Below are 24,358 nucleotides of genomic sequence, written 5' to 3'. Positions count from 1 at the left end.
CCTGACCTGTCAGCAAAAAAAGAGCAGCTATCCAGCTGCTCGGGGGCTCTCGATGACGGTCTTTCAGGAGGGGCAGAACTCGCCAATACGCGGCAGATTGGTCCGTACCGCAGCCCAGCCCATGCCCAGGTTAGTATTGCGGCTGGTAATCAGCACCACCAGGGAGTTTGGTTTCTCCGGCACAATCGCCATGAAGTGATAGGTACGTTCGGTACTCATCTGGACTTCCTGGATCATGTGGCGAACCGGCTGACCTCGCTGGTTGGACAGCAGCGACTCTACGGCACGTACGTTACGGCCACGCATCATGTCGACGGCTGCCGCTGCCACCGCTTCCAGGTAGGAAGAGGTGAAGTATGGCACGTTGTGTGCCACGGACAGCAGCAGACCACTTTCCAGGTCGACCACGGCACACCCCAGTGCACCGTCTACATCATTCACAATTCCCTGAAGCACATCGTCCAATTTTGACATCGTCTTTTCTCACTTGAGCAAGAGGGGGCATACCCCATGTTATCGTTTGATGGTACGCAGTATCTGGCGCCAGAACCCCTTGGGTTGTTCCGATGCCGGTACCGCTTCACTCTTCTGTTCACCGTCCTGCTGCACCAGACCCTGATAACGGCAGGCCTCAACAAATGTTTGAATATCCGAAACCGCTATACCCGTTTGGTCCGCAATCCGTTTAATCGTGGCCGGCTTGCCGCGCATGAACGCCGCCAGTTTGAGGTGTTCCTGTCGCAACCCTGGTAGTTGGCTGTCCGGCCACCCCGACAGGCTGTAGGTTTCATCTTCAGCCGGCAGCTCGGTGCCGCTGATACCGGAATACAGTGCCAGAAACCACTGCAGGTTGGCCAACGGCTGTTCATCACAGTACTGCTTGCTCAGTTCAGCAGAAAACTCAGAGCGCGACAGCGTTGAAATATAGGATATGCGGTTATCTTCGAGCCGCACGAGAAAGCTCTCCAGCACACGGTTGCTGTAAAACCGGCCCTGCTCGAAGTCCAGCAACATGACATCCCCCGACTGTAACAGGATCTTGTGCCAGCTGCCCTCATTTGGGGCGCCCTGCACGTAGAGTGCCAGCTGCTCCAGACATTGACGGGTCACCACGGCTCTGGCCACTTCGCTCATGACCGGCTGCAACACGGGCACGATGGTCGCTTCAGCAGGCTCTGGTACCTCAGCTTCGACCGGTGCAGGAGGTTCTTGCTCAGCTATGGCTAAGGCACCTGCGGGGCTCTCGTCCTCCGAGTTCACGGCAGCGCGCGGTTCGAAAATCGGCACTGCCAGCTCCTGAGCGCGCTCCTCCTCCGTCGGCAGTACCACGTCCAAGCCTGCTGCTACAGGCAATGCCTCAATCGGCTGCACGTCCGCAATAGACTCATCCACAGCAGTGGCCTGATGATCGGGCGTCGCAGCAGGTGTCTGCTCGGCGGGCACTTCCTGCAACCGCGTTTCAACCTGCCCGAAAACATGAATCAGTTCTGAAAAGCTTGGCATGCCATTGCTGTCGAGAACCAGTTCAAATAATGGATACCCGGTGCCCGACTCGGCCTCGGCGATTGTTTCGGTCGCCGGACGCAACAAAATGACGGGGCGTTTTTCTTCCGCACTCACGGCGGTCAGGTCTCTGCATATGACAACATTCGCCTGACCCGGGCGAGTACTTTCTACCCAGCTGGCATTCAACCGAATTTCGGCGAGCACCAACACGGCCTGCAGCTTTTCACTTTCGCTCCTGTCCATCCCTGGGGTGGCAAATGTAATTTCGTGCAGTGGATTCATGGATCGCTCCGATGTGCAAAGAGGCACCGGGCTCGGACTGCGCAAACCGGCCTTCAACTATGCAACAAAAGTATATGTGATTTAAGTGATTATGAGGGTGTATTTAATGCAGATCATATTATTCGCACATTATAAAACCAAAACCCTGACGAATGAACTGATATTGAAAACCAATAAAACCTTTCAACTCAATTAAACGCATGACTTAAACATCTGAATAATGCTTTCCGTATCCATTTAATAACACTTACATTGAAGCTCGCATTTTAAAACTGACACTGCCCCTCCTGCATGGATCTGTTAGGCTGAGATAAAGCTTGTCTTGGTATCGGGAGGCCTCATGGACCACGCGCAACTCTGGCAACTGCTGGTGGCACTGGCACTGGGCATGCTGATCGGGCTGCAGCGCGGCTGGCATGAGCGCAATGCCCCCGTCGGCGGCCGTATCGCCGGCATTCGCACCTTTGGTCTGCTGGCCCTCACCGGCGCTCTGACCGCGATTCTCGCGACGCCGTTCGGTCCCGGCATCGTGATCACGACCGCCGCAGGCATCATTCTGGTGCTGGGACTGGCACACTGGCTCGATTCCCGTGAAGACCATGACCTGGGGCTGACCACCGTCGTGGCCGGCCTGGTCACCTACTTACTCGGCGTACTCGCCCTCAGTGGCGAGCTGCAGCTGGCCGTTGCCACCGCTGTCATTGTCACTCTGGTGCTGCATTTCAAGCAGAGCCTGCACCATGCCCTGGACCACCTGAGCGACTCCGAAATTCGTGGCATTCTGCAGCTGGCCTTGATTGCCGTAGTCCTGCTGCCGGTGCTGCCCAACCGTGCCTATGGCCCCTGGGCCGCACTCAACCCCTATGAAATCTGGCTGCTGGTGGTCCTGATCGCCGGTATCAGTCTCGCCGCCTACTTCGCCATGCGCCTGACAGGCCCCGACAAAGGCGTCATGATCACCAGCCTGCTGGGCGGATTGGCCTCCAGCACCGCCCTGACCCTGAGCCTGGCCCGCATGAATGCACGCCTGCCGCTGCCCCGCCTGCTGGCCAGCGGCATTCTGCTGGCCGCCGCCATCATGTACCCCCGCATTCTGCTGGAAGTAGCGGTGGTCAACCCGGCACTGCTGCCGGCGCTCTGGCCACCAATGCTGGCCATGACCCTGGGCTGCGCACTGGCCGCGAGTGCCTGCTGGCGTTACCGGGAACCCTTTGGCCGCATCGATACCTCGACCCTGGCAACCCAGCCCTTTCAGCTGCTGCCGGCGCTGCAGTTCGGCGCCCTGCTGGTTGTCATCATGCTGGTGGCCCACGGCATCAAGGCCAATATGGGTGAGCAGGGACTCTGGCTGGTCTCCATCATTGCCGGGCTGACCGATGTGGATGCCATCACCCTGACGCTGGCGCGTATGGCCCGCGACACCATCAGTACCGACACCGCCGTCACCGGCATCACCCTGGCCGCCATTACCAACACGCTGGTCAAGGGCGGACTGGCCCTCTTTGCCGGTCACTGGCCCCTGTGTCGCGCGCTCTGGCCCGGATTGGTGCTCGCAGTCGCGCTGGCCCTGCTAACCTTAAGCCTGATCTGAGCAAAGGACATCGTTATGGATACCCGCCTGACGCCTGAACAACTGCGCCACGGCTGCGACCTGACGCCCTTCGGCATCAAGTCGAGCGCGGACCTCAGCCCCGATCAATCGGTGCTGGGCCAGGGCCGTGCACTGGATGCCATCCAGTTTTCCATCGGCATGGACCATCAGGGCTACAACCTCTTTGTCAGCGGCTCCACCGGGGTCGGCAAGCGAGAGCTGGTCTCGCGCATCATCAGTGCCGAGGCCGCCAGCGGCGAAGCGCCGCATGACTGCTGTTACATCCACAATTTCGATCGCCCCAATCAGCCGACCACACTGATCCTGCCGCAGGCAACCGGTCAGCGCCTGCACAACGACCTGCGCCGCCTGATCGAAGTGCTGCTGTTACGCATCCCGGCCCAATTCAAGAGTGATGAATACCGCAGCCAGCTGCAGGCCCTGAACGACGAATTCCAGCAGCGCGAGGAGATGGGCTTCAAGGCACTGGGGCAAAAGGCCCACGAGCTGGGCATTGCGCTGGTGCGTACACCGGGTGGCTATACGCTGGGACCGGTACACGATGGCAAACTGATGACACCGGATGCTTTCAAGCAGCTGCCCGATGCCGAGCGCGAGCGCATCAAGCAGGCCATCGATACGCTCAACGAGGAACTCACCGAACTGGTGCACGAGGTGCCGCGCATGCACCAGGAGCATCAGGCCCGTATCCGCGAGCTGGAGCAGGACACCACGCGCGGCGTAATCGACCCCGCCCTGAACAACCTGCGCCAGACCTACGGCAGTCATGCCGGGGTACTGGCCTTCCTGGATACCATTCATCAGGACATGATCGAAAACGTGGATGATTTCATGCCCGGTGAAGAGGAAGACCGTATCCCGCTGCACAAGCGCGCACGCTCGGCACGCTTTCGCCGCTACCAGGTCAACGTGCTGGTCGGACACGCCGACAACGGTGGCGCTCCGGTGGTCTTCGAAGATATCCCCAGCTACCAGAACCTGGTCGGCCGGGTCGAATACGAAGCCCACATGGGGACCCTGACAACCGACTTCAGCCTGATCCAGCCCGGCGCGCTACACCGGGCCAACGGCGGCTATCTGATCGTGGACGCGCAGAAACTGCTGGCCTTCCCCTTTGCTTGGGAGGGGCTCAAGCGTGCGCTGCGCAACCGTGAAGTGCGCATCGACCCGTTGGAAAAGATCTACGGCATCAGCGGCACCCGGTCGCTGGAACCGGAGCCGGTACCGCTGGACGTGCGCGTTATCCTGATCGGGGAGCGCCGCCTCTACTACCTGCTCAAGCAGTACGACCCCGAGTTCGCCACCCTGTTCAAGGTCTATGCCGATTTTGCCGAAGGCCTCGACCGCACCCGTGAAAACCTGGACAGTTATCTGGGCCTGATCACCCTGCTGATCCGGGAAGAGGGGCTGACCCACTTCGAGCGCGGTGCCCTGGAAGCCGTGATTGAACAGAGTTCGCGGCAGATGGATGACAGCGACAAGCTGTCGCTCAACCGCGGCCAACTGCTCGACCTGCTTCGCGAGGCCAGCTTCTGGGCGCTGCGACAGGGGGCATCCCTGGCCAGCCGTGAGCATGTCGACAAAGCCATTGCCCAGCAGCGTTACCGCAGCAGCCAGTATGCCGAACTGCTGCAGGAACAGATTGAACGCGGCACCCTGATGATCAGTACGACAGGCCAGGCCATCGGCCAGGCCAATGGTCTGTCAGTGTTCCAACTGGGCGATCAGCGCTTCGGCAAACCGGGACGCATCACCGCCACGGCCCGCATCGGCAGCGGCCGCATGCTCGATATCGAGCGCGAAACCAAACTCGGCGGCCCGCTGCACTCCAAGGGCGTGCTGATTCTGAGCGCCTGTATCGGCGCCCGCTATACCCGCCACCAACCCCTGTCGTTGAACGCCAGCCTGGTATTTGAGCAGTCGTATGGACCGGTAGACGGCGACAGCGCCTCCGCGATCGAGCTCTGTGTACTGCTCTCCGCCATCAGCGGTTTACCGATAAAGCAGAGTCTGGCCGTGACCGGCTCAGTCAACCAGCAGGGTGAAATTCAAGCCATCGGTGGCGTCAACGAGAAGATCGAAGGGTTCTTTGAACTCTGTCACGCCCGTGGCCTGGATGGCAGCCAGGGTGTCATCATCCCGGCCGCGAACGAACCGCACCTGACTCTCGACCCCGCCGTGGTGGACGCCTGCCGTGATGGGCTGTTCAGCGTGCATGCCGTCAGCACCCTGGATGAACTGATCGAGTTGCTGTTCGACCGTGACGCCGGGCAGGCCGACAGCGAAGGGCGTTACTCGCCAGCCACCGTCAACGGCTGTGTACAAATGCAGCTGCAGGACTGGGCCGAACAGGCACGCCACCTGGCCGGTCCGGCACGGGATTGATCCGGCCGGGGTTGAATCTCGCGACCGACATCCCAAGTTCATGGTGTAGCGGCCAAGGCCATACACCCACGCCAACCTTCATGGGAGGACTCGTATGAGCATACCCGACACCCGCCAGACCCTGAGTCTGGGCGAGCGACACTACCGCTTCTACAGCCTCAGACGGGCCGAGGAGGCACTGGGCGACATCAGTCGCCTGCCCCGCTCGCTCAAAGTGCTGCTGGAAAATCAGTTGCGCGGGCTGGACGCCGGTACCGCCACCGCAGACGACCTCCGGGCCCTGGTCGACTGGCAGCATCAGGGCGGCCACAGTGACCACGAAATCGCCTTTCGCCCTGCCCGTGTGCTGATGCAGGATTTTACTGGCGTGCCCGGCGTGGCCGACCTCGCCGCCATGCGCGATGCCTTCACGGCCCTGGGGGGGGACGCATCCCGGGTTAACCCGTTGTCGCCGGTGGATCTGGTCATCGACCACTCGGTGATGGTGGACCACTACGCCAGTGAGGATGCTTTCCGCGCTAATGTGCGCACCGAAATGCAGCGCAACCATGAACGCTATGCGTTTCTGCGCTGGGGCCAGAGCGCCTTCGACAACTTCCGTGTGGTGCCGCCCGGTACCGGCATCTGCCATCAGGTCAATCTGGAATACCTGGGCCGCAGCGTCTGGACAGAAGAACGGGATGGAGAGCTCTGGGCCTGTCCCGATACCCTGGTCGGCACCGACTCGCACACCACCATGATCAACGGCCTGGGAATACTGGGCTGGGGCGTCGGCGGCATTGAAGCCGAAGCGGCCATGCTCGGCCAGCCGGTGTCGATGCTGATCCCCGAAGTGGTCGGGGTCAAGCTCAGCGGTGCCCTGCGCGAGGGCATTACCGCCACCGATCTGGTGCTGACCGTTACAGAACTGCTGCGTCGGCACGGCGTGGTCGGCAAGTTTGTCGAATTCTATGGCGATGGCCTGGCTGCACTGCCGCTGGCCGACCGCGCCACCCTGGCCAACATGGCGCCCGAATATGGTGCTACCTGCGGCTTCTTCCCGGTGGACGAGGAGACCCTTCGCTACCTGCGCCTGTCTGGCCGCAGTGACGAGCAGGTTGCGCTGGTGGAAGCCTACTGCAAGGAGCAGGGGCTCTGGCGCCACCCCGGCGACGAGCCGGTGTTCACTGCAACATTGAGCCTGGATCTGGGAGATGTAGAAGCCTCGCTGGCCGGCCCCAAGCGCCCGCAGGACCGGGTGGCACTGGGAGAGGTGAAGTCCCGCTTTGATGAACTCATGGCCCTGAACCTGACACCCGCCGCCGATGCGGTCGGTGAACTGGAGGCCGAAGGCGGTCAGCCGGCGCCCGGCGCCGAGGGCGCTGCTCAGGTCAACGTGGGTGACCGGTCGTTCACATTGAATCACGGCGCCGTGGTCATCGCCGCCATCACCTCCTGCACCAACACCTCCAACCCCGGGGTCATGCTCGCGGCCGGCCTGCTGGCGCAGAAGGCGCTGGCGCGCGGCCTGAGGCGCCAGCCCTGGGTCAAGACCTCGCTGGCACCGGGCTCCAAGGTCGTCACCGACTATCTCCGGGCGACCGGGCTGGACCAGTCACTGGATCAACTGGGCTTCAACCTGGTCGGTTACGGCTGCACCACCTGTATCGGCAACTCCGGCCCGTTGGATGCGCCGATCGAGCGCGCGATCCGTGATGCCGACCTGACCGTCGCCTCGGTGCTGTCCGGCAACCGCAACTTCGAAGGTCGCGTGCATCCGGCGGTCAAGACCAACTGGCTGGCCTCCCCCCCGCTGGTGGTGGCCTTCGCCCTGAGCGGTCGCATTGATATCGATCTGGCACAGGAACCATTGGGGCAGGACCCCGACGGCCAACCGGTATTTTTGCGTGATATCTGGCCCTCGCCGGATGAAGTGGCCCAGGCGCTGCAGCAGGTAGATACCGACATGTTCCGACGCGAGTATGCCGCCGTATTCGACGGCGATGCCGACTGGCAAGCAATTGAAGTGGCCGCAGGCGACACCTACACCTGGCCCGATTCGAGCTATATTCGCAGGCCGCCCTTCTTTGACGGCATGCAGGCCAAGCCCGATGCACCGGCCGACATCGAACAGGCCCGCATTCTGGCCCTGCTGGGCGACTCGGTCACCACTGACCATATCTCGCCCGCCGGCGCCATCAAGGCCGACAGTCCTGCCGGACGCTACCTTCAGGCCCAGGGCATCGAACCGTCGGACTTCAACTCCTACGGTTCCCGACGCGGCAACCATGAAGTCATGATGCGCGGCACCTTTGCCAACATCCGCATTCGCAATGAAATGCTGGCGAACGTTGAAGGGGGCGAAACCCGTCATTATCCCAGCGGCGAGCAGCTGTCGATCTATGATGCCGCCATGCGCTATCAGCAGGACCATGTGGATCTGGTGGTGATCGCCGGCAAGGAGTACGGCACCGGCTCCTCCCGTGACTGGGCGGCCAAAGGGACGCGCCTGCTGGGGGTAAAAGCCGTGATTGCCGAATCCTTCGAGCGTATCCACCGCTCCAACCTGCTGGGCATGGGCGTGTTACCGCTGGAGTTTATCGATAGCGACCGACACCGGCTCAAGCTGACCGGCGAGGAGCGTATCAGTCTGAAGGGGCTGGATCAGCTACAGCCGCAGCAGCGGCTGACCCTGACACTGACCCGCCCGGACGGGCAGGAGGAAGAGGTGGCAGCCCGTTGCCGCATTGATACCGGCAACGAGTTGACCTACTACCGCCACGGCGGCATCCTGCACTACGTGCTGCGCAGGATGCTCCAGGACGGATGATCAGGTGCGAAAGTGCACCACGCTGTCATTCAGCTCCACCGCCAGTCGGGACAACTCTTGGCTGGCGGCGCTGGTCTGATTGGCCCCGGCCGCCGTCTGAGTGGCCAGATCGCGAATATTAACCAGGTTCTGATCCACTTCGCGGGCCACCTGGGCCTGCTCTTCGGCCGCGCTGGCAATCACCAGGTTACGGTCGTTGATCTGGCTGATCGATTCGAAGATCTCTTCCAGCGCGCTGCTGGCGTTGGCCGCCCCGGTCAGCGTACGTTCGGCCCGTGCACGGCTCTGTTCCATCGACTGCATCACATCCGTGGTGCCCTGACGCATGGCGGTGATCAGCTTTTCGATTTCGGTGGTCGACGACTGGGTACGCTGGGCCAGCGTGCGGACCTCATCGGCGACCACGGCAAAGCCCCGTCCCGCTTCACCGGCCCGTGCGGCCTCGATGGCCGCATTCAGGGCCAGCAGGTTGGTCTGCTCGGCCACGTCCTGAATCACGTCGAGAATCTGGCCGATATTGCGGCTGTGCTGCGCCAGCTCGGCCACCTGTGCCGCGGTCTGTTCAACGCCATCGGAAACCGCCTGGATATCGGTCGTTGTGACACGCACCCCCTCGCGGCACTGGACGGCCAGCTCATTGGAGGCCTGGGAGGCTTCCGAGGTGGTCACGGCATTGCCGGCCACGTCATCGACCGCCGTGCTAAGTTCGGTGATCGCCGTGGCGGCCTGCTGTAACTGATCGCTCTGTTCCTGCAGGCCGCGCTGACTTTCCTCGGTCACCGAGTTGAGCTCTTCTGCCGCTGACGCCAGCTGGCTGGAAGATTCCATCAGCGAGCGAATCATGGCACGCTTGCTCTGTTGCATCTCCTGCAAAGCCACAAACAGTTCACCGATTTCATTGCTACTCGACGTATCAATATCGCGACTCAGGTCGCCCGCCGCCATCACCTTGAAGTGGTCACTGGCCTGCTGCAGTGGCGCCACGATCTGTCGGCGCACAAACCACAGGCTCAAACCCACCAGCAACAGCGACAGGAGCGTCACGCCAATCGCCTTGAGCACAGCGGTATCATAGCTGCCTTGCGCTGCTTCCATTCCCGCCTTGCGGGTAATATTCATCTGCTGCTGAAACTCGAGCAACGCACTGTAATACCCCTCACTGGCGTTGCGTGCTTTGAGGTTTGCAGCTAGAAATGCATCACGGTCACGGTTGTCCAGTGCTCGATTGAGGGCGCTGACCGCCTGCTCGAAGTCGGCAAATTGCTGTTCCATGCGTTGTGCCAGGCCCCGTGTCGCATCGCTCTTGCGGGAGACCATAAACGGCTTGAACAGGGCCGCTGCCTCTCGTGCGAAGCGGGCAGAGGCTTCATGGCTGTGGCGGGCATTGGCCAGGTTGCCGTTCTGATATTCGGCTTCCGCGGCAATCACTGCCAGGCGTGCCCGCAACACGGTGATCAGGGTATTGGTAACGGGCACGGTCTGTTCTTCCGTGACCCGATTCAATTCCGTCAGGGCTTGATGGGCATTGCGCGCCGCCCGCCAGGCATCAATGGCCAACAGAACCAGCATGGCACTGAAGACCAGCAGTATGGTCAGGAGCGTGGTACGAATTTTGATATGCTTGAGTGACATGGGGCAATGAAACCGTTGTTTAAGTGCGACATTTGTATTTTGCGATTATCGCGCATTTGATACAGGTCTCATAACCCCAAGGCACAATTCTGTGTTGCTTTTTTCTCAGGCCGCCAACTTCACACTGTTCTGCAGCCAGGACACGATCGCCGCCAGACCATCGATGACCGGCTGGGTCACGGCTATCATCTCATCAGCTGCTGCCGTCAGGGCGGCAGCACCGTCGAAGTTGACATAGGACAGACGTGCCGTCAGCACCTCCTGTGGCATGCCGAAGGCCGTCCCCGGCAACAGCGCGACGCCCGCCTCTGTGAGCAAGCGCTCGCACAGCTGATCCGAAGTGTGAATATTCAGCCGCGCCAGGGCTTCGCGCCACTGACCGAAGTCCGGAAACAAATAAAAGCCCCCTTGCGGCAGCGCCGTACTGATGCCCGCTTCGTTCAGCACGCCGGCCGCCTGCTGTCCCAGCGAAGACAAAATTTCACGCTGGCGCTGCACATAGCTGGCCACCTCGGGGCCGAACGCATAGGCTTCCACGGCCGCATACTGCACCGGTGCTGTCACACAGGACCAGGTTTCGGACGCCACGCCCAGCAGCCGCGGCAGCAGGCTCTCAGACAGTGCCTCCGGCACATGCAGCACACCCAGGCGCCAGCCGCCCGCTCCACACCACTTGGACAGGCCGCCCGTCACCAGCGTGCCTTCCGGATAATAACGTGCCAGCGAGCGATGACCACCCTGATGGTGCAACATGCCGTAGATTTCATCACTGATCACCAGCACGCCATGATGACGCAGTACATCGGCCAGCGCCTGCAACTGGTCTTCGCTGTAGGTGGTGCCACTGGGGTTGCCCGGGTAGTTGAGCACCAGAATAAGCGGCAGTTCGGGGGTTTCCCGCTGGTGGCAGAACTGATCCAGCATCTCCGGCGTCAGCCGCCATTCGCTATCAGCGTTGGCCTGCAGCCTGGATACCTTGTGACCGGCCAGCTTGGCCTGGGGTTCGTAGGAGACCCAGCTGGGCGATACCAACAACACTTCGGCCCGAGTAAAAGAGGCCATTACCGCATAAATCAGCAGCTTGCTGCCCGGTCCGATGAGTACGCGCTCAGGCTGCCAGTCGACGCTGTCTTGCTGACGGTGGAAGGCCGCAACTGCTTCGCGCAGTGGTTTCCAGCCCTGTACCGGCAGGTAAGCCTTGGCATTGGCCTGCTGACGCAGCCCCTCGGCCACGCAGGCCGGGACCGGGAAGGGAGACTGGCCAAAGCCGAAGCGGAAGACGCGCCGGCTGCTTTCCAGTTGCTCGGAGCGTTCATTGATCAGCAATGTTTCGGAGTGGTTGATCGGGCGTAAAAAAGCGTCAATGGACATGATCGGGGTTCCTGATGTTCAGCGATGTGCTGTACTATGGACCCTGTGAAAAATGCTTCAATACTGAATAGCAAAATGGAAATTTATTTTCATAATACGGCATGACGCCCGGTTAACTTCAAAAAAAACTTTATGATTCAAAATCTTAAATAACCATGTGGCACGAAGGTAAAAAGGCATTGAAATCGGAATCCACGCCCCTAATCACCTTCCCGCCAACCTCTCTGGCGGAGCTGCGCAAACTTCCCTCGCTGCTCAAGCGTGGCGAACTATCGCTGCCCATGGGCAAGCGGCTGCTGGTCGCGCTCTGCGCCATGCTGGATGACCCGCGTTTGGTCGCTACCCATAGCATAACAGAGCTGGCCCAGGTCACCGGCGTCAGCCCCGCGTCCCTGACCCGGCTTGCCAAGCTGCTGGGGTTCAGAGGGTTCGTGCAGTTTCAGGCCCTGTTCCGACATTCACTCAGCGAACCGGGGCGTTATTACAGCGTTCAAGCCTCTGCGCTGGTCAACACACACGAGGATGTGCCCGTCAGCGACCGGCTGAATCAACATCTGGACGTGCAGGTCGGCAATCTGTCGCGCACCACCGCACAGCTGAACGAACGGAACCTGCGCCAGGCAGCCGAAGTCCTGGTCAAAGCGCGGCGGGTGCGGATTTCGGGGCGGCGCCAGTCCTACGGCCTGGCCGTCATGTTCAGCTACATGCTGGGATTGTTGCGCGAACAGGTCAGCGTGGTCGGCTCGGCCGGTGAAGGCCAGGCACAAGCCCTGGCCGAACTGGACACACGAGATGTATTGGTGATGTTCGGTTCAGAGCCCTACAGCCGCGACTCGGTAATGCTGGCACAGGTGGCCAGCCAGCGCAGGCTGCCGCTGCTGACATTAACCGACAGCCATCACTCACCGCTGGCCCAGCTGGCCGAGATCAGCCTGATCAGCAGTGGTGACAGCCCGTTGTACACCAACAGCATGATTGCCACTCAATTTCTGGCCGAAACCCTGCTGCTGCAGGTGGCGCGTCTGCTGGGCGATACAGCCGTCGAGCAGCTCAGTCGGCGGGAAGAGTTGATCAACCGTTTGAATGACGAGTTCTAATCGATGCTTACCGGGTGATCCGTTGATTGCCGAGCCCCTGTCACGACCTCAATACGATAGTCGTTGCGCCCCGCCGCCTTGATCTCATAGAGGGCCGCATCCGCCAGCCGCAGCAGCTGCTCCAGGTTGCCGTCACAGGTGATGCAGGCGCCAATACTGAAGGTCATGCACAAGTGCGCCCCCGAGTCGGTTTCCAGCGTACGTCCGCGAATGACCCGCAACAGGCGTTCACAAACCTGCTGTACTATGGCGTAGTCGGCATCACGCAGCATCAGCAGAAACTCGTCTCCGCCCCAGCGGGCCGCAGCATCATACTCGCGCACCACAGAGCGCAGCACCTGAGCAACCAGTTTCAGAGCCTCGTCACCGACACCATGACCATAAATGTCATTGATCTCCTTGAAGCGATCCAGGTCGATCCAGATGACGGCCAAAGGCCTATGCTCGCGACGGCTGCGGGCCAGCTCCTCCTGCAGGCGCACATCCATGCCACGGCGATTGAACAGTCCCGTCAACTCGTCCGTTTGACTGATACGGTGCAGCGCCTCGGTGCGCTCGCGCACCTTGTGCTCCAGCGAAGTACGCGACTCATGAACTTCGGCCGTCATCTGTTCAAACTCCCGCACCAGCCGGCCAACTTCACCACTGGCACGGACTTTGAGCGGGCCGCCGGTATACTGACCGTTACGCACCCGACGCATGGCCGCATCCAGCGCCTGCAGGGGCGCGAGTACCACACGCCCAAGAACAATCTGAAAGATCAGGATGGTGATTAACAGGGAAGCGCCGAACGCCAGCAGCAGGGTATTGAAGCGACTCAGCGGCAACAGCTGATTGAGATCCATCAGCGTGATTTCGTACCAGTCGATTTCGGGCAGATAGGCGATGCCGGCCAGGTAGCGCACACCCTCCATGGTGACAAAGCGGCTGGCGACCTGCTCAGGCGCCGCCTGCACCTCGGCCATGGCCGAGGTGAGCCGGCCCAGATCGGCCGCCGACAGCATGCGGTCCAGGTGCAGCTGATGCTGTTCGGGCTTGGTCAGGCTGGCAAAGTCGATCAGCGACTGGTCCCGGTACAGCTGTATCGCCCGGTTATGATCGACAAACAGGCTGCTGATGCCGGCTTCGCCTGAATCCACGAAGTCATTGAGAAAGCCCCCCAGATCCAGCCCTGTTCCCGCTACTGCCAAGACCTCACCATCATCAGGGTTGCGCAGCAACACATCTATCCAGAGTTTGGTGACGCCCAGGTGCTGATCCGGATTGACATTAATGATCAGGTCGCGTCCCTGCTCGATGACCTGATAGAACCAGCGATCTTCCGGAGCGTCCGGCTGCAGGGTATAGCGCAGCTGGTCCGATCCATATTCGTTTTCGGCATTATTGTAGTAATAATGGCCGCTGCTGCGTACACCGATGAAGTAGTTCTTGTTCTGGAAGGATTCGCGGTAGCGCTCCAGCTCCATCAGGGCATGATACTCCTGTACCAGGTCATCCGGCTGCTGCAGCCACTCCAGCAGCACCGGCGAGCTGGCCAGCTGCTGCGCTAGCGCGATTTCACGCAGCAGCGGCTGCATCACCCGCTGCTTGTCGTAACGGACCTGCTTGTCCACATAACGCTGCGCCCATTCGGTAATGATGTCTTCGGCCAGGGTCTGAACGGCCGCCCATACCGCCAGCCCTGATGTTAGCATCAACACCAGCGCCAGAAGACTGAAGCGTGCCTTCAAGTTCAAGCCGTTACCTCCCGCATACCGAAATCTCCACCGCTCGCTACTTAGCCGGAATAATATAGCCTAATTGACACAGCAAGCCTCGATTTACTGGCGTTTTTTACACATCGACTTGAAATCACCGTAATCGTCCCCACATGAATTGCGTCTTTATTGTCTTTCACCGGTGCGCAGCCATCATGCCGCCGGCATGTCCGCGCTGTGCCACAAGCAAGGAGGTAAGCAATGCAGACTCAGGATCTCTATCCATCCCGCACCGGCCATCAGACCCGCTGTCTGGAGCGACAGGATCCCGTCATCCATCAACACTACCGCGATGGCGCCCCCCTGAGCAAAGCGCAGCTGCAACAATACAACCGTGAGGGGTATTTGCTACTGCCCAACCTGTTCGGCCGTGCAGAGGTCAGCAGGATGCTGCAGACACTGGAGCAGATGCAACAGGATTCAGACCTTATGGCCTCCGAAAGAGCCATATCCGAACCGGGCAGTGGCGCTCTGAGATCTGTTTTCCAGGTGCACCTACACAATGATCTATGCCGCCGCGTCGCCGCTGATCCGCGAATCACCGATATCGCCCGCTTTATTTTGAACGATGAGCTGTACATTCACCAATCCAGGCTCAACTTCAAGCCCGGCTTCAATGGTCGCGAGTTCTACTGGCACTCAGACTTTGAAACCTGGCACGTGGAAGATGGTATGCCACGCATGCGAGCCCTGAGTGCCTCTATCCTGCTGACCGACAACACACTTTTCAATGGTTCACTGATGGTGATGCCCGGCTCGCACCGCACGTACATCAGCTGTGCTGGTGAAACCCCGGAGCACTATTACCGGGATTCACTCAAGCAGCAGACAGTAGGCACACCGGATAATCACAGCCTGGCCCGATTGCACCAGCGTCATGGCATTCGCTCAACCGCAGCGCCAGCCGGCTCGGTACTGCTGTTTGACTGCAACCTGATGCACGGCTCCAGCAGCAACATCTCACCGCAGCCACGCAGCAACCTGTTTTTTGTCTATAACGCCGTGAGCAACCGCTGTGTTAAGCCCTACAGCCCCTGCCCACCCAGACCTGAATTTCTGGCCACGCGGGATAGCTTCGAGGTCCTGGAGTGCAGCGCTGAGCCCCCGGCCCGCGAGGTCGGTTGAGTAGCGGTAACCCGGCAGGGTGTTCCCTGCCGGTCACTGGTCCCCGTCAGGGGTGCCACAGATCCAGTGTATCCAGATAGTTGGCCCGTTCCCAGCCGGACGGATCAGCGGCATTGGCATGACAGACACTGCCACGCAACTGATCGAGCGACTCATATTCATTCTCATCCAGCCAAGCCAGCATGGCCGTTTGCATTGCGCCCAGCACCTCAGGGCCACGGCGCATGAGCACACTGGCCAGCTGTGCCACCTGCGCGCCGACCAGCTGGGTTCGGATCACATCCTCGCCCGTCTGTACGCCGCCGGTGATGGCGATATCCAGCGCCACCTGGGCACGCATGATCGCGGTCCAGCGCAGGCGCTCGTTCAACTCCAGCGCCGATGACAGCTGCAGCTGCGGCAGAATCTTCAGCGTATCCAGATCCAGCGAAGGCTCCAGGAAACGGTTGAACAACACTACCGCATCGGCGCCCCGTGCCTGCAACTGCGCCACCATGTGCACCGGACTGGAGAAACGCGCGCCCAGTTTCAGCGCCAGCGGCAGTTCGGGCACCGCCTGGCGTACCTCGGCCAACACATCCAGATACCGCTGCTCCACCTGAGCGCCGCTTTCATGTACCGAAGCGGCAATGTGGTAAACATTCAGCTCCAGTGCATCGGCACCGGCTTCGGCCAACTGGCGGGCGTGGTCCGCCCAGCCGCGCGGACTGACGCCGTTGAGGCTGGCGATCACCGGAATCTGCAGCCGGGACTTCAGCGCGTGCAGTAATTCCAGGTAATGCTCTTCGGCGGTCTTGAACGTATCCGGCACCGGCAAGTAATCATCCGCTTCCAGGTGGCCGATCTGCTGCTCATAGAGAAAGCTGTGCAGCAGCTCGTGATCACGGGTGCACTCCTCCTCGAACAGGCTGTGCATCACGATGGCACCGGCACCGGCCTCCTCCAGCCGACAGCCGCTGTCCAGGGTGGCGGTCAGCGGTGAGGCTGAGGGCACCAGCGGGTTGTCCAGTTCCAGCCCCAGGTAACGGGTATGCAGTCGTTTAGTCATTGGGGATTCTCCTGGTCGTGGCCCTTCTGGTCTGCATCCTGGGTCGGTTCATCCGGTGGGGACTGGACGGCATCCCAACTCAATCCGGCCAACTGCTCATAGCGGTGGTAGCGCTCGCTGACCTCCCGCTGCGCCTGTTCAAGGAAGGTTTTGGCCGCCTCGGGATTGGCCCGCGCCAGCATGCTGAAACGGGCTTCGGTGCGGGCAAAGGCCGCGTAGGGAATGGATGGCGGCTTGGAATCCAGCTTGAGCGGATTCTGCCCCTGCTCGGCCCGGCGCGGGTCGTAGCGCAGCAGCGGCCAGTGACCAGATGCCACCGCCAGACGCTGATGTTCATGGTTGTCGGCCATGTCAAAACCGTGGGCGATACAGGGTGAGTAAGCGATGATCAGCGAGGGCCCGTCCCAGGCCTCGGCCTCCTGGAAGGCGTGCAGGGTCTGCACATCCTTGGCGGCGTAGGCCACATGCGCCACGTAGACATGCTCGTAATCCATGGCGATGCGCGCCAGATCCTTCTTCGCCACCGGCTTGCCACCGGCGGAGAACTTGGCCACGGCCCCACGCGGCGTCGCCTTGGAGGTCTGGCCACCGGTGTTGGAGTACACCTCGGTATCCAGCACCAGAATGTTGACGTTGCGGCCTGAGGCCAGCACGTGATCAAGGCCGCCGTAACCGATGTCGTAGGCCCAGCCATCACCGCCAACGATCCAGACACTGTGGCGACAGAGCTGATCGGCCAGTGCCGCCAGGGTGTAGGCACGGGGATCGTCCATCACCTGCAGCCGCTCACGTAATTTGGCGATGCGCTCGCGCTGGGCCTGAAGACCGGCTTCATCGCTTTGATCGGCGTTCAGCAACTCTTCGACCAGATGTGCATCAAGCTGATCGCTTAACCCGGCCAGCAATTCACGGGCATACTCCTGTTGCTTGTCCAGCGCCGCACGCATGCCGAGGCCGAACTCGGCATTGTCCTCGAACAGGGAGTTGTTCCAGGCCGGGCCACGACCATCGGTATTCAGGGTCCAGGGCGTGGTCGGCAGGTTGCCGCCATAAATCGAGGAGCACCCCGTGGCGTTGGCCACCAGCATGCGGTCGCCGAACAACTGGCTGAGCAGGCGGATATAGGGCGTTTCGCCGCAGCCCGAGCAGGCACCGCTGAATTCGAACAGCGGCTGCATCAGCATCGAGCCCTTCATTGTATTGGCTTTGAGCGCGGTGCGGTCGAACTCCGGCAGCTGGCTGAAGAACGCCCAGTTGGCCCGTTCGCGTTCGATGATCGCCTCTTTCGGTACCATGTTCAGCGCCTTGCGGCTCTGGTTGGTCTTGTCGTGAATCGGACAGATCTCGACACAGAGGGTGCAGCCGGTGCAGTCATCCGGTGAAATCTGATAACTGATCAAAGTGTTCTCAGGGAAATCCTTGGCACCCTTGATCGGCACCGCTTTGAAGCCCTCGGGCGCGGCGTTGAGCTGCGCCTCGGGAAACGCCTTGGAGCGGATCACCGAATGCGGGCAGACAAACACACATTTGCCGCAATGGGTACACAGATCGGCTTCCCACTGCGGCAGCTCCCGCGCCAGATCGCGTTTTTCATAGGCGGCAGTGCCGCTGGGCCAGGTGCCGTCCACCGGCACGCGGCTCACCGGCACGGCATCACCGCGCCCGGCAATCAGCTCGGTCGTTACCTGCTGTACGAAGCGGCCGGCGTCCTCCGCCTGCACCTGATGCATGGGAATGAGGCTGTCGGCCTGCTTCGGCACCGGGAACCTGACCAGATGGATGAGCGCATTATCGATCGCGGCCAGGTTCATGTCGGCGATGCGACGGCTGCGCCGACCATAGCTGGCCTCCACCGCAGCCTTGATCTCGGCAAAGGCCTCTTCTTGCGGCAGGATATCGGTGAGGGCAAAGAAACAGGTCTGCATGATGGTGTTGATGCGCTTGCCCAGCCCCGCCTCGGCAGCCACCTTGTAGGCATCGATCAGGGACACCTTGAGCTGCTTGTCGATCATCATCCGTTGCACCGCGCTGGGCAAACTGCGCCAGAACGCCTCGCCTTCCAGATGCGTATTGATCAGCACCTGTGCACCGGGAGCCGCCTTGTCCAGCATCGGATAGCGCTGCAGAAACTGGGGCTGATGGCAGCCGACAAAGTCGGCTTCGCCGTTTTGGATCTCGTAAGTGGAACGGATGGGATCGGGCCCGAAACGCAGGTGAGACACGGTGACGGCGCCGGACTTTTTCGAATCATAGACAAAATGGCCCTGGGCATAATGTCCCTCGACCCCGCCGATGATCTTGATGCTGTTCTTGTTGGCCGAAACGGTGCCATCAGCGCCCAGCCCGTAAAACACCGCCTGTATCTGGCGCTGCGCCGCATCGGTCCGGAAATTCGCATCCCAGCGCAGGCTCAGGCGGGTGACGTCGTCCTCGATGCCTACGGTGAACTGGCGCTTGCCGCCGGGCTGGGCCAAACGGTCAAACACCGCCTTGACCATCCCCGGAGTGAACTCCTTGGACGACAGACCGAAGCGCCCGCCCAATACCCGCGGCAGGCCTTCGCCGGGCCAGCGGCCTTCGCTGCAGGCCTCGAACACGGCGGTGGCCACATCCTTGAACAGGGGCTCGCCGTCGGCGCCCGGTTCCTTGGTGCGATCGAGCACGGCGATCGCCCTGACGCTTGGCGGCAGCGCGGCCAACAAGCGATCCGATGCAAAGGGGCGGAACAGACGCAGGGTCAGTACGCCGACCTTGTCACCCCGAGCATTGAGATGATCCACGGTTTCCTGCACGCAGGCCGCTGCCGAGCCCATCACCACGATCACTCGCTCGGCATCCTCGGCGCCATGGTAGTCATACAGCCGGTACTGGCGCCCGGTGACGGCGGCAAAGCGGTCCATGGCGTTCTGCATGATCGCCGGGAAGGCATCATAGAAGGGGTTGGCCGCTTCGCGGGACTGGAAGAACAGATCGGGGTTCTGCGAGGTACCGCGAATAAAGGGGTTGTCCGGCGACAGTGCCCGTTCACGGCAGGCCTGCACCAGGCGCGGATTGATCAGGTTGTGCAGTTGCTCGCTGCTGATCCCCTCCACCGGGCTGATTTCGTGGCTGGTACGAAAACCATCAAAGAAGTGCAGCACCGGCACCCGCCCTTCCAACGTCGCCATCTCGGCGATGCAGGCCATATCCATCACTTCCTGGGCATTGACCGAGGCCAGCAGGGCAAAGCCGGTGGTACGGGCGGTCATCACATCGCTGTGATCACAGAAGATCGACAGCGCATGGGTCGCCACCGAGCGCGCCGCCACATGGAACACCGTCGGCGTCAGTTCACCGGCGATCTTGAACATGTTGGGGATTTTCAGCAGCAGCCCCTGGGAAGCGGTAAAGGTACAGGTCTTGGCACCGGCCTGCAGCGCGCCGTGCACGGCACCGGCGGCACCGGCCTCGCTTTGCAGTTCGATCACCTGGGGCACGGTGCCCCAGAGGTTGCGCCGGCCGCGCTCGCTCCAGCTGTCGGCCAGCTCGCCCATCACCGAGGCGGGGGTAATCGGATAGATGGCGATAACATCATTAAGCTGATGGGCGATGGTGGCCGCCGCTTCGTTGCCATCCATCATCCGTGTTGTTGACCGGGCCATGCCTCACTCCTGTTCCCCTGTGTGTAGGCAACAGTATGGCAGATACGACAGCGGCGGAGATTGACCTGCGCCAAGCTCCACCGCCCGCGATCGTATTCAGTCCCGTCGCGCGTTACACCGCTTCACCACGACCGAACAGGGCATCCACCAGGCCCCGGAAGCTGGTGGCCTGCAGGTTGATCTCTACCGGCACCTGGAGGCGGCGTGCAATTTCACTGGCGGAGATAATGCCGCAGATTTCTTGCGCATCCGGGTCCACCACCAGCATGTGCATGCTGCCCTCGTTGCGCAGGGTCTTGAGCAGATCACCGATACTGCCCTGCTGCAGCGCCGACAGGGGCACACCGCGCAACTGTTCACGGCTGACCATCACATCCTTGATGCTCAGATCGTCACGTTTGAGGCCCAGGCTGGTGGCCTGGCTGAGGACCTTGCGGCTTTCCAGGTCCATGACGGTGAGAATGCCACGGAAGTCGTCGTTGCTGTCGGTAACAATGACCGAGCGCACATGCACTTTGCGCATCGCCTGGTTAGCATCGTTGATGCTTTCGGTCAGGCGCATGGTCAGTGGCTGTACCTGACGAAAATCGGTCATCACCGATTCGGCCGGGGAATCCAGTCCGGTCACGTCACGGCCCTTGCCGGCGGTCAGGCGGCGGTAATCTTCAAGTCCGGTGGTTTTGAGTTCATGGAAACGTTGCATGCTGAAGCTCCTGGCGCCCTGTCGGCGCTGCGTTTGAAAGAGGTGGGCACAAACCTGTGCTATGCGAACAGGATCTCAAACGCAGGGAGGTGCGCGGGGCCAGCAGCCACCGGCAAAGGCCGACTGCCGCGCGAAGATGCGCGCCGGGAAAAAACCAGTGATCGTGTCAGGATGGAGCTGGCCAATCGCCTGTAGCAGTGCCGCCGGCGTATCATCGCCCTGCCCGTCATCACCGTCGCTGCTCAACTCCCCGCCAAGCATCACAGGCGCGTTCGACTGCGCCGTGTCGGCAATGGCAAGGGGCAACGGCATCGACGCCAGCAGCAGCGTCAACAGCAGTGCAAGCAGGGTGACCCGTGCAGGGCCGGTGGCAGGCAGGATACCGGTGATCTCTGATCGCAATGGATCATCCTCGGACAACAGGACGTTCATCCTCAGAATAGACGCATGGGACGGGCTGTCAATCCCTGGCGGGTTTGACCACTCGCCCTCGGTATACCCTCAGGGTCTGTGCCGGGGCGGCGGGCGCGGCTGCTTCAGACGCAGCCTCCGGCGTCACTGCCGCGGTCGCCGGAACAGGGCCAAGCTGTTGCAGCTGTTGCAGCTGTTGCAGCTGTTGCAGCTGTTGCAGCTGTTGCAGCTGTTGCAGCAGTTGCCGCGACTGTTCGGGCAGCAAGGTGTCCGGCAGCGGGTACACCAGCTCCGGCGTGAAGGAAAACCGCAGCGGTACCCGCTCGGCCAGCAGCGCCAGTGCCTGCGCATTGCTGCGGCCATCACAAGCCACGCCCAGTAACTGCCCCCGCACCAACACAATCTGGGCGGCGTGATTGTCGGCGGTCGCCACGAACAGGGTGCCCGTGAGATCGCGGGCCACCAGTTCATACAGGGCTGCCGTTAAAGTACTGAAATCCGTTGCTCGCTGTTCCATGATCCCTCCATTGGTGACAACACGTCAGGGAACAGGCAAGCAAAAAGCGGACCAGCTCCCAACCGGTCCTGCCGGCTGGAAACGGGTCCGCCTGGGACAAGGCATGCACCCTGATGGTGCATCGGCTTATCCGATTTGGGGCGCGTCGAAGTCTTCCGGCTCATCTGTGTAGATGCACACGTTCCAGTCTTCCGCCAGACCATCCTCGGCCTTGCAGTAACGTTCGAAGAACTCGACGATCTCGCGACGCTGGCAGTGCGCTTCAAAGCTTTCCATGTCGCTCCAGATCTCGTGGAACACGATGGGGAAGCTGGTGCCCTCGGCGAAGGGACTGCTGATTTGGCGGGTCACCGTGTACTGCACGCAGGCATCTTCACGGTGGGCGTTGGGTTCGAGTGACTGCAGTACCTTGAACAGTTCACGCTCCTTACCGGGCTTGGGCTTGAACTGGGCCGTGCAGTAAACCAGTGATGACATCTTCAGCTCCTTGTGGGTAGTAGGTCAGTGTGCGAATGCCCGGTCCAGCCGGGCAATGAAGGGGCGAACCCGGGCCTTGTCCTGTGCCGGCACCTGCGCCAGCGCCCGCGCCACCAGCAATGCCTGCTCGAGTTCGACGCGCTGCTCCGGCGGCAACAGCTGCAGCAGCTGCGGATTCATACCCTCTGCCTGCCGGGCCAGCAGCAGAATTTCGGGGCTTTCAGCGTCCGCCTTGACCGCCCCATAGGCCAGTACCACCCGATCTCCCAGCCGCGCCCAGCTGTTCGGACTGGTAAAGCCATAAGGGCGTAACAGCTGCTCCAGACGTGCGAATTCATCCGGCTGCTCGCGGCGCAGCGCTTCCACCGCACGGCGGTGCGGATCGAAGCGCTGTCCGGCACGGGGCATGACTTCACGGGCCAGAAAGCCCCCCTTGCCTTCGGCCTGCAGACGTTCTCCGAAGGGACGTACGTCTGTCAGCGAACCGACATAGGCGTCGATGCTCGCGGCCTCCAGTGGGGCTGCTTCCAGCCCAGCGGCCTGCACCCACGCAGCCTGTAGCAGTGACAAGAGTAGTACCAGGCCGCACAGGCTGCGGCGGCAAAGGAATCCATGCATGGGGTCGGCTCCGGCGCCAGAAAAGAGTTGTGGCCTTCAGTCTACCAGAACCGCCCGGCCTCGCCTAAGCTGCTAGTAACCGGTACGCCGAACGCAGCGCTGTACGCGTGCACAGGGACATATAACAAGCATAAACATGCATGTCCGCCTGCCGGCCATGCGCACTGATCCACGAGGGGGAACAGAATGAAACCGACCATAGGACTCTGCTGCAAGACCTGGCTGGCCGCCGCCCTGCTGACGTCTCTGGGGGTACAGGCCGACACGCTCAGAATCGGCGTTGCCGGGCCGGTCACGGGGCCGGTGGCCCAGTACGGCGACATGCAGAAGATCGGCGCCATGATGGCCATTGACCGCATCAATGCGGCCGGCGGCGTCAACGGCATGACGCTGGAGGGCGTGATCTACGATGATGCTTGCGACCCCAAACAGGCAGTCGCTGTGGCCAACCGCATCGTCAATGACGACATCCGCCATGTTATCGGCCATCTCTGCTCAAGTTCGACTGAACCGGCATCGGATATCTACGAGGAAGAAGGCGTGATGATGATCACGGCGGCTTCCACCTCCCCCGGCATTACCGAGAAGGGATATGAACTGATTTTCCGCACCATCGGCCTGGACAGTCTGCAAGGGTCACTCGCGGCCGCATACATCCGCGACCACGTCCAGCCACAGCGGCTGGCGGTAATCCATGACAAGCAGCAGTATGGCGAAGGGCTGGCCACCACCGTCCGCGATCTGCTAGCCCAAGCCGGGACCGAGGCGGTAATGTTCGAAGGGGTGACCCCGGGCGACAAGGACTTCTCCGCCCTGATTGCCAAGCTCAAGCGCAACAATGTGGACTTTGTCTATTACGGCGGCTATCACCCCGAGCTGGGGTTGATCCTGCGCCAATCACGCGAAAAGGGCTTTGATGCCGCCTTCATGGGGCCCGAGGGCGTGGTCAACTCCGACCTGGCCGCCATTGCCGGTGATGCCATGGAAGGGGTACTGGCCACGGCGCCGAAGAGCTTCGACCAGAGCCCGGACAATGCCGCCCTGGTGGACGCCTTCAAGGCCCGTGACGAAGACCCGTCCGGTCCCTTCGTGTTCCCGGCCTACACCGCCATTCAGGTGATGACCCAGGCCATCGAGGCGACCGGTGAAACCGACCCCTACGCACTGGCCAGCTACCTGCGCAGTACCCGCTTCGAGACCACCATCGGCGAAATCGGCTTCGATGCCAAAGGCGATCTGACCGAGCCGACCTTCCAGGTCTACCGACTGCATGCGGACGGCAGCAAGACCGCGCTCGACTGACCTACGCCAGGCGACGCCCGTTTCGGCCCGATTCCGAAGCGGGCGCTCCGCCGCTCACCGGATGC

18 protein-coding genes are annotated in these 24,358 nt (G+C 61.3%); 6 read left to right on the top strand and 12 right to left on the bottom strand.

The genetic code is table 11. The features are described from left to right. Positions 1-63: 63 nt before the first annotated feature. Together KTN04_RS04510 and KTN04_RS04505 are read right to left on the bottom strand one after the other, a co-directional pair. Positions 64-474: a hypothetical protein gene (locus tag KTN04_RS04510; protein ID WP_217334013.1), complete on the bottom strand. Its 411-nt coding sequence runs from the start codon at positions 472-474 to the stop codon at positions 64-66. Positions 475-513: 39 nt separating this feature from the next. Continuing rightward, positions 514-1,788, bottom strand: a complete 1,275-nt coding sequence (locus tag KTN04_RS04505; RefSeq protein ID WP_217334012.1) for a hypothetical protein — start codon at positions 1,786-1,788, stop codon at positions 514-516. Between the two features lie 340 nt (positions 1,789-2,128). Between KTN04_RS04505 and KTN04_RS04500 the strand changes: the two genes are divergently transcribed. The 3 genes from KTN04_RS04500 to acnA all read left to right on the top strand — a co-directional run bounded on the left by KTN04_RS04500 (position 2,129) and on the right by acnA (position 8,594). Continuing rightward, positions 2,129-3,379, top strand: coding sequence for an MgtC/SapB family protein (locus tag KTN04_RS04500; protein WP_217334011.1), 1,251 nt, complete (start codon positions 2,129-2,131; stop codon positions 3,377-3,379). Positions 3,380-3,394: 15 nt separating this feature from the next. Next, the gene (locus tag KTN04_RS04495) at positions 3,395-5,785 is read left to right on the top strand and encodes a Lon protease family protein (protein ID WP_217334010.1); all 2,391 of its coding nucleotides are present in this window, start codon (positions 3,395-3,397) and stop codon (positions 5,783-5,785) included. A 94-nt stretch (positions 5,786-5,879) separates the two neighbouring features. Continuing rightward, a complete protein-coding gene (gene acnA, locus KTN04_RS04490; protein WP_217334009.1) occupies positions 5,880-8,594 on the top strand; it encodes an aconitate hydratase AcnA in 2,715 nt (904 codons plus the stop codon). Here the strand turns inward: acnA and KTN04_RS04485 are convergent, their stop codons facing one another. Continuing rightward, positions 8,595-10,226: a methyl-accepting chemotaxis protein gene (locus tag KTN04_RS04485; RefSeq protein ID WP_217334008.1), complete on the bottom strand. Its 1,632-nt coding sequence runs from the start codon at positions 10,224-10,226 to the stop codon at positions 8,595-8,597. Between the two features lie 105 nt (positions 10,227-10,331). Next, positions 10,332-11,597 (bottom strand): pyridoxal phosphate-dependent aminotransferase, encoded by a 1,266-nt coding sequence (locus KTN04_RS04480; RefSeq protein WP_217334007.1) that lies wholly within the window; start codon positions 11,595-11,597, stop codon positions 10,332-10,334. Positions 11,598-11,776: 179 nt separating this feature from the next. Here KTN04_RS04480 and KTN04_RS04475 point away from each other — a divergent pair, with 179 nt between their 5' ends. Beyond that, positions 11,777-12,694, top strand: coding sequence for a MurR/RpiR family transcriptional regulator (locus tag KTN04_RS04475; protein WP_217334006.1), 918 nt, complete (start codon positions 11,777-11,779; stop codon positions 12,692-12,694). On the opposite strand, the gene KTN04_RS04470 is transcribed toward KTN04_RS04475, so the two are convergent. After that, a complete protein-coding gene (locus KTN04_RS04470; protein WP_217334005.1) occupies positions 12,691-14,430 on the bottom strand; it encodes a diguanylate cyclase in 1,740 nt (579 codons plus the stop codon). The genes KTN04_RS04475 and KTN04_RS04470 overlap by 4 nt on opposite strands. Before the next feature lie 222 nt (positions 14,431-14,652). On the opposite strand from KTN04_RS04470, the gene thpD reads away from it, so the two are divergent. Beyond that, positions 14,653-15,576, top strand: coding sequence for an ectoine hydroxylase (gene thpD, locus KTN04_RS04465; RefSeq protein ID WP_217334004.1), 924 nt, complete (start codon positions 14,653-14,655; stop codon positions 15,574-15,576). 46 nt (positions 15,577-15,622) lie between these two features. Here thpD and KTN04_RS04460 read toward each other — a convergent pair whose 3' ends face one another. The 7 genes from KTN04_RS04460 to KTN04_RS04430 form a co-directional block, all read right to left on the bottom strand. Then, on the bottom strand, positions 15,623-16,624 hold the full coding sequence (locus KTN04_RS04460; protein WP_217334003.1) for a dihydroorotate dehydrogenase-like protein: 1,002 nt from the start codon (positions 16,622-16,624) through the stop codon (positions 15,623-15,625). Then, on the bottom strand, positions 16,621-20,265 hold the full coding sequence (gene nifJ, locus KTN04_RS04455) for a pyruvate:ferredoxin (flavodoxin) oxidoreductase (protein WP_254262367.1): 3,645 nt from the start codon (positions 20,263-20,265) through the stop codon (positions 16,621-16,623). Before nifJ ends, KTN04_RS04460 begins: the two co-directional genes overlap by 4 nt. Before the next feature lie 112 nt (positions 20,266-20,377). Beyond that, the gene (locus tag KTN04_RS04450) at positions 20,378-20,968 is read right to left on the bottom strand and encodes a CBS domain-containing protein (protein ID WP_217334002.1); all 591 of its coding nucleotides are present in this window, start codon (positions 20,966-20,968) and stop codon (positions 20,378-20,380) included. 75 nt (positions 20,969-21,043) lie between these two features. After that, entirely contained in the window at positions 21,044-21,370 is a 327-nt protein-coding gene (locus tag KTN04_RS04445; RefSeq protein WP_217334001.1) for a hypothetical protein, read from the bottom strand. A 58-nt stretch (positions 21,371-21,428) separates the two neighbouring features. Then, positions 21,429-21,896 (bottom strand): hypothetical protein, encoded by a 468-nt coding sequence (locus KTN04_RS04440; RefSeq protein ID WP_217334000.1) that lies wholly within the window; start codon positions 21,894-21,896, stop codon positions 21,429-21,431. Between the two features lie 126 nt (positions 21,897-22,022). Continuing rightward, entirely contained in the window at positions 22,023-22,373 is a 351-nt protein-coding gene (locus KTN04_RS04435) for a putative quinol monooxygenase (RefSeq protein ID WP_217333999.1), read from the bottom strand. Between the two features lie 24 nt (positions 22,374-22,397). Next, positions 22,398-22,991 (bottom strand): hypothetical protein, encoded by a 594-nt coding sequence (locus KTN04_RS04430; RefSeq protein ID WP_217333998.1) that lies wholly within the window; start codon positions 22,989-22,991, stop codon positions 22,398-22,400. A 186-nt stretch (positions 22,992-23,177) separates the two neighbouring features. Here KTN04_RS04430 and KTN04_RS04425 point away from each other — a divergent pair, with 186 nt between their 5' ends. Then, positions 23,178-24,293: a high-affinity branched-chain amino acid ABC transporter substrate-binding protein gene (locus KTN04_RS04425; RefSeq protein ID WP_217333997.1), complete on the top strand. Its 1,116-nt coding sequence runs from the start codon at positions 23,178-23,180 to the stop codon at positions 24,291-24,293. Positions 24,294-24,358: the final 65 nt, after the last annotated feature.

The organism is Marinobacterium weihaiense (assembly GCF_019061305.1).
In the GTDB taxonomy this organism is placed as follows: Bacteria; Pseudomonadota; Gammaproteobacteria; order Pseudomonadales; family Balneatricaceae; genus Marinobacterium; species Marinobacterium weihaiense.
Note: the sequence above shows the minus strand (reverse complement) of the source record. Positions and strands in the feature narration are given on the sequence as shown.

Bases quoted from the DNA above. Each gene is read 5' to 3' on its own strand.
- KTN04_RS04510 (WP_217334013.1), bottom strand. From the start codon at position 474: ATGTCAAAATTGGACGATGTGCTTCAGGGAATTGTGAATGATGTAGAC.
- KTN04_RS04505 (WP_217334012.1), bottom strand. From the start codon at position 1,788: ATGAATCCACTGCACGAAATTACATTTGCCACCCCAGGGATGGACAGG.
- KTN04_RS04500 (WP_217334011.1), top strand. From the start codon at position 2,129: ATGGACCACGCGCAACTCTGGCAACTGCTGGTGGCACTGGCACTGGGC.
- KTN04_RS04495 (WP_217334010.1), top strand. From the start codon at position 3,395: ATGGATACCCGCCTGACGCCTGAACAACTGCGCCACGGCTGCGACCTG.
- acnA (WP_217334009.1), top strand. From the start codon at position 5,880: ATGAGCATACCCGACACCCGCCAGACCCTGAGTCTGGGCGAGCGACAC.
- KTN04_RS04485 (WP_217334008.1), bottom strand. From the start codon at position 10,226: ATGTCACTCAAGCATATCAAAATTCGTACCACGCTCCTGACCATACTG.
- KTN04_RS04480 (WP_217334007.1), bottom strand. From the start codon at position 11,597: ATGTCCATTGACGCTTTTTTACGCCCGATCAACCACTCCGAAACATTG.
- thpD (WP_217334004.1), top strand. From the start codon at position 14,653: ATGCAGACTCAGGATCTCTATCCATCCCGCACCGGCCATCAGACCCGC.
- KTN04_RS04460 (WP_217334003.1), bottom strand. From the start codon at position 16,624: ATGACTAAACGACTGCATACCCGTTACCTGGGGCTGGAACTGGACAAC.
- nifJ (WP_254262367.1), bottom strand. From the start codon at position 20,265: ATGGCCCGGTCAACAACACGGATGATGGATGGCAACGAAGCGGCGGCC.
- KTN04_RS04450 (WP_217334002.1), bottom strand. From the start codon at position 20,968: ATGCAACGTTTCCATGAACTCAAAACCACCGGACTTGAAGATTACCGC.
- KTN04_RS04440 (WP_217334000.1), bottom strand. From the start codon at position 21,896: ATGGAACAGCGAGCAACGGATTTCAGTACTTTAACGGCAGCCCTGTAT.
- KTN04_RS04435 (WP_217333999.1), bottom strand. From the start codon at position 22,373: ATGTCATCACTGGTTTACTGCACGGCCCAGTTCAAGCCCAAGCCCGGT.
- KTN04_RS04430 (WP_217333998.1), bottom strand. From the start codon at position 22,991: ATGCATGGATTCCTTTGCCGCCGCAGCCTGTGCGGCCTGGTACTACTC.
- KTN04_RS04425 (WP_217333997.1), top strand. From the start codon at position 23,178: ATGAAACCGACCATAGGACTCTGCTGCAAGACCTGGCTGGCCGCCGCC.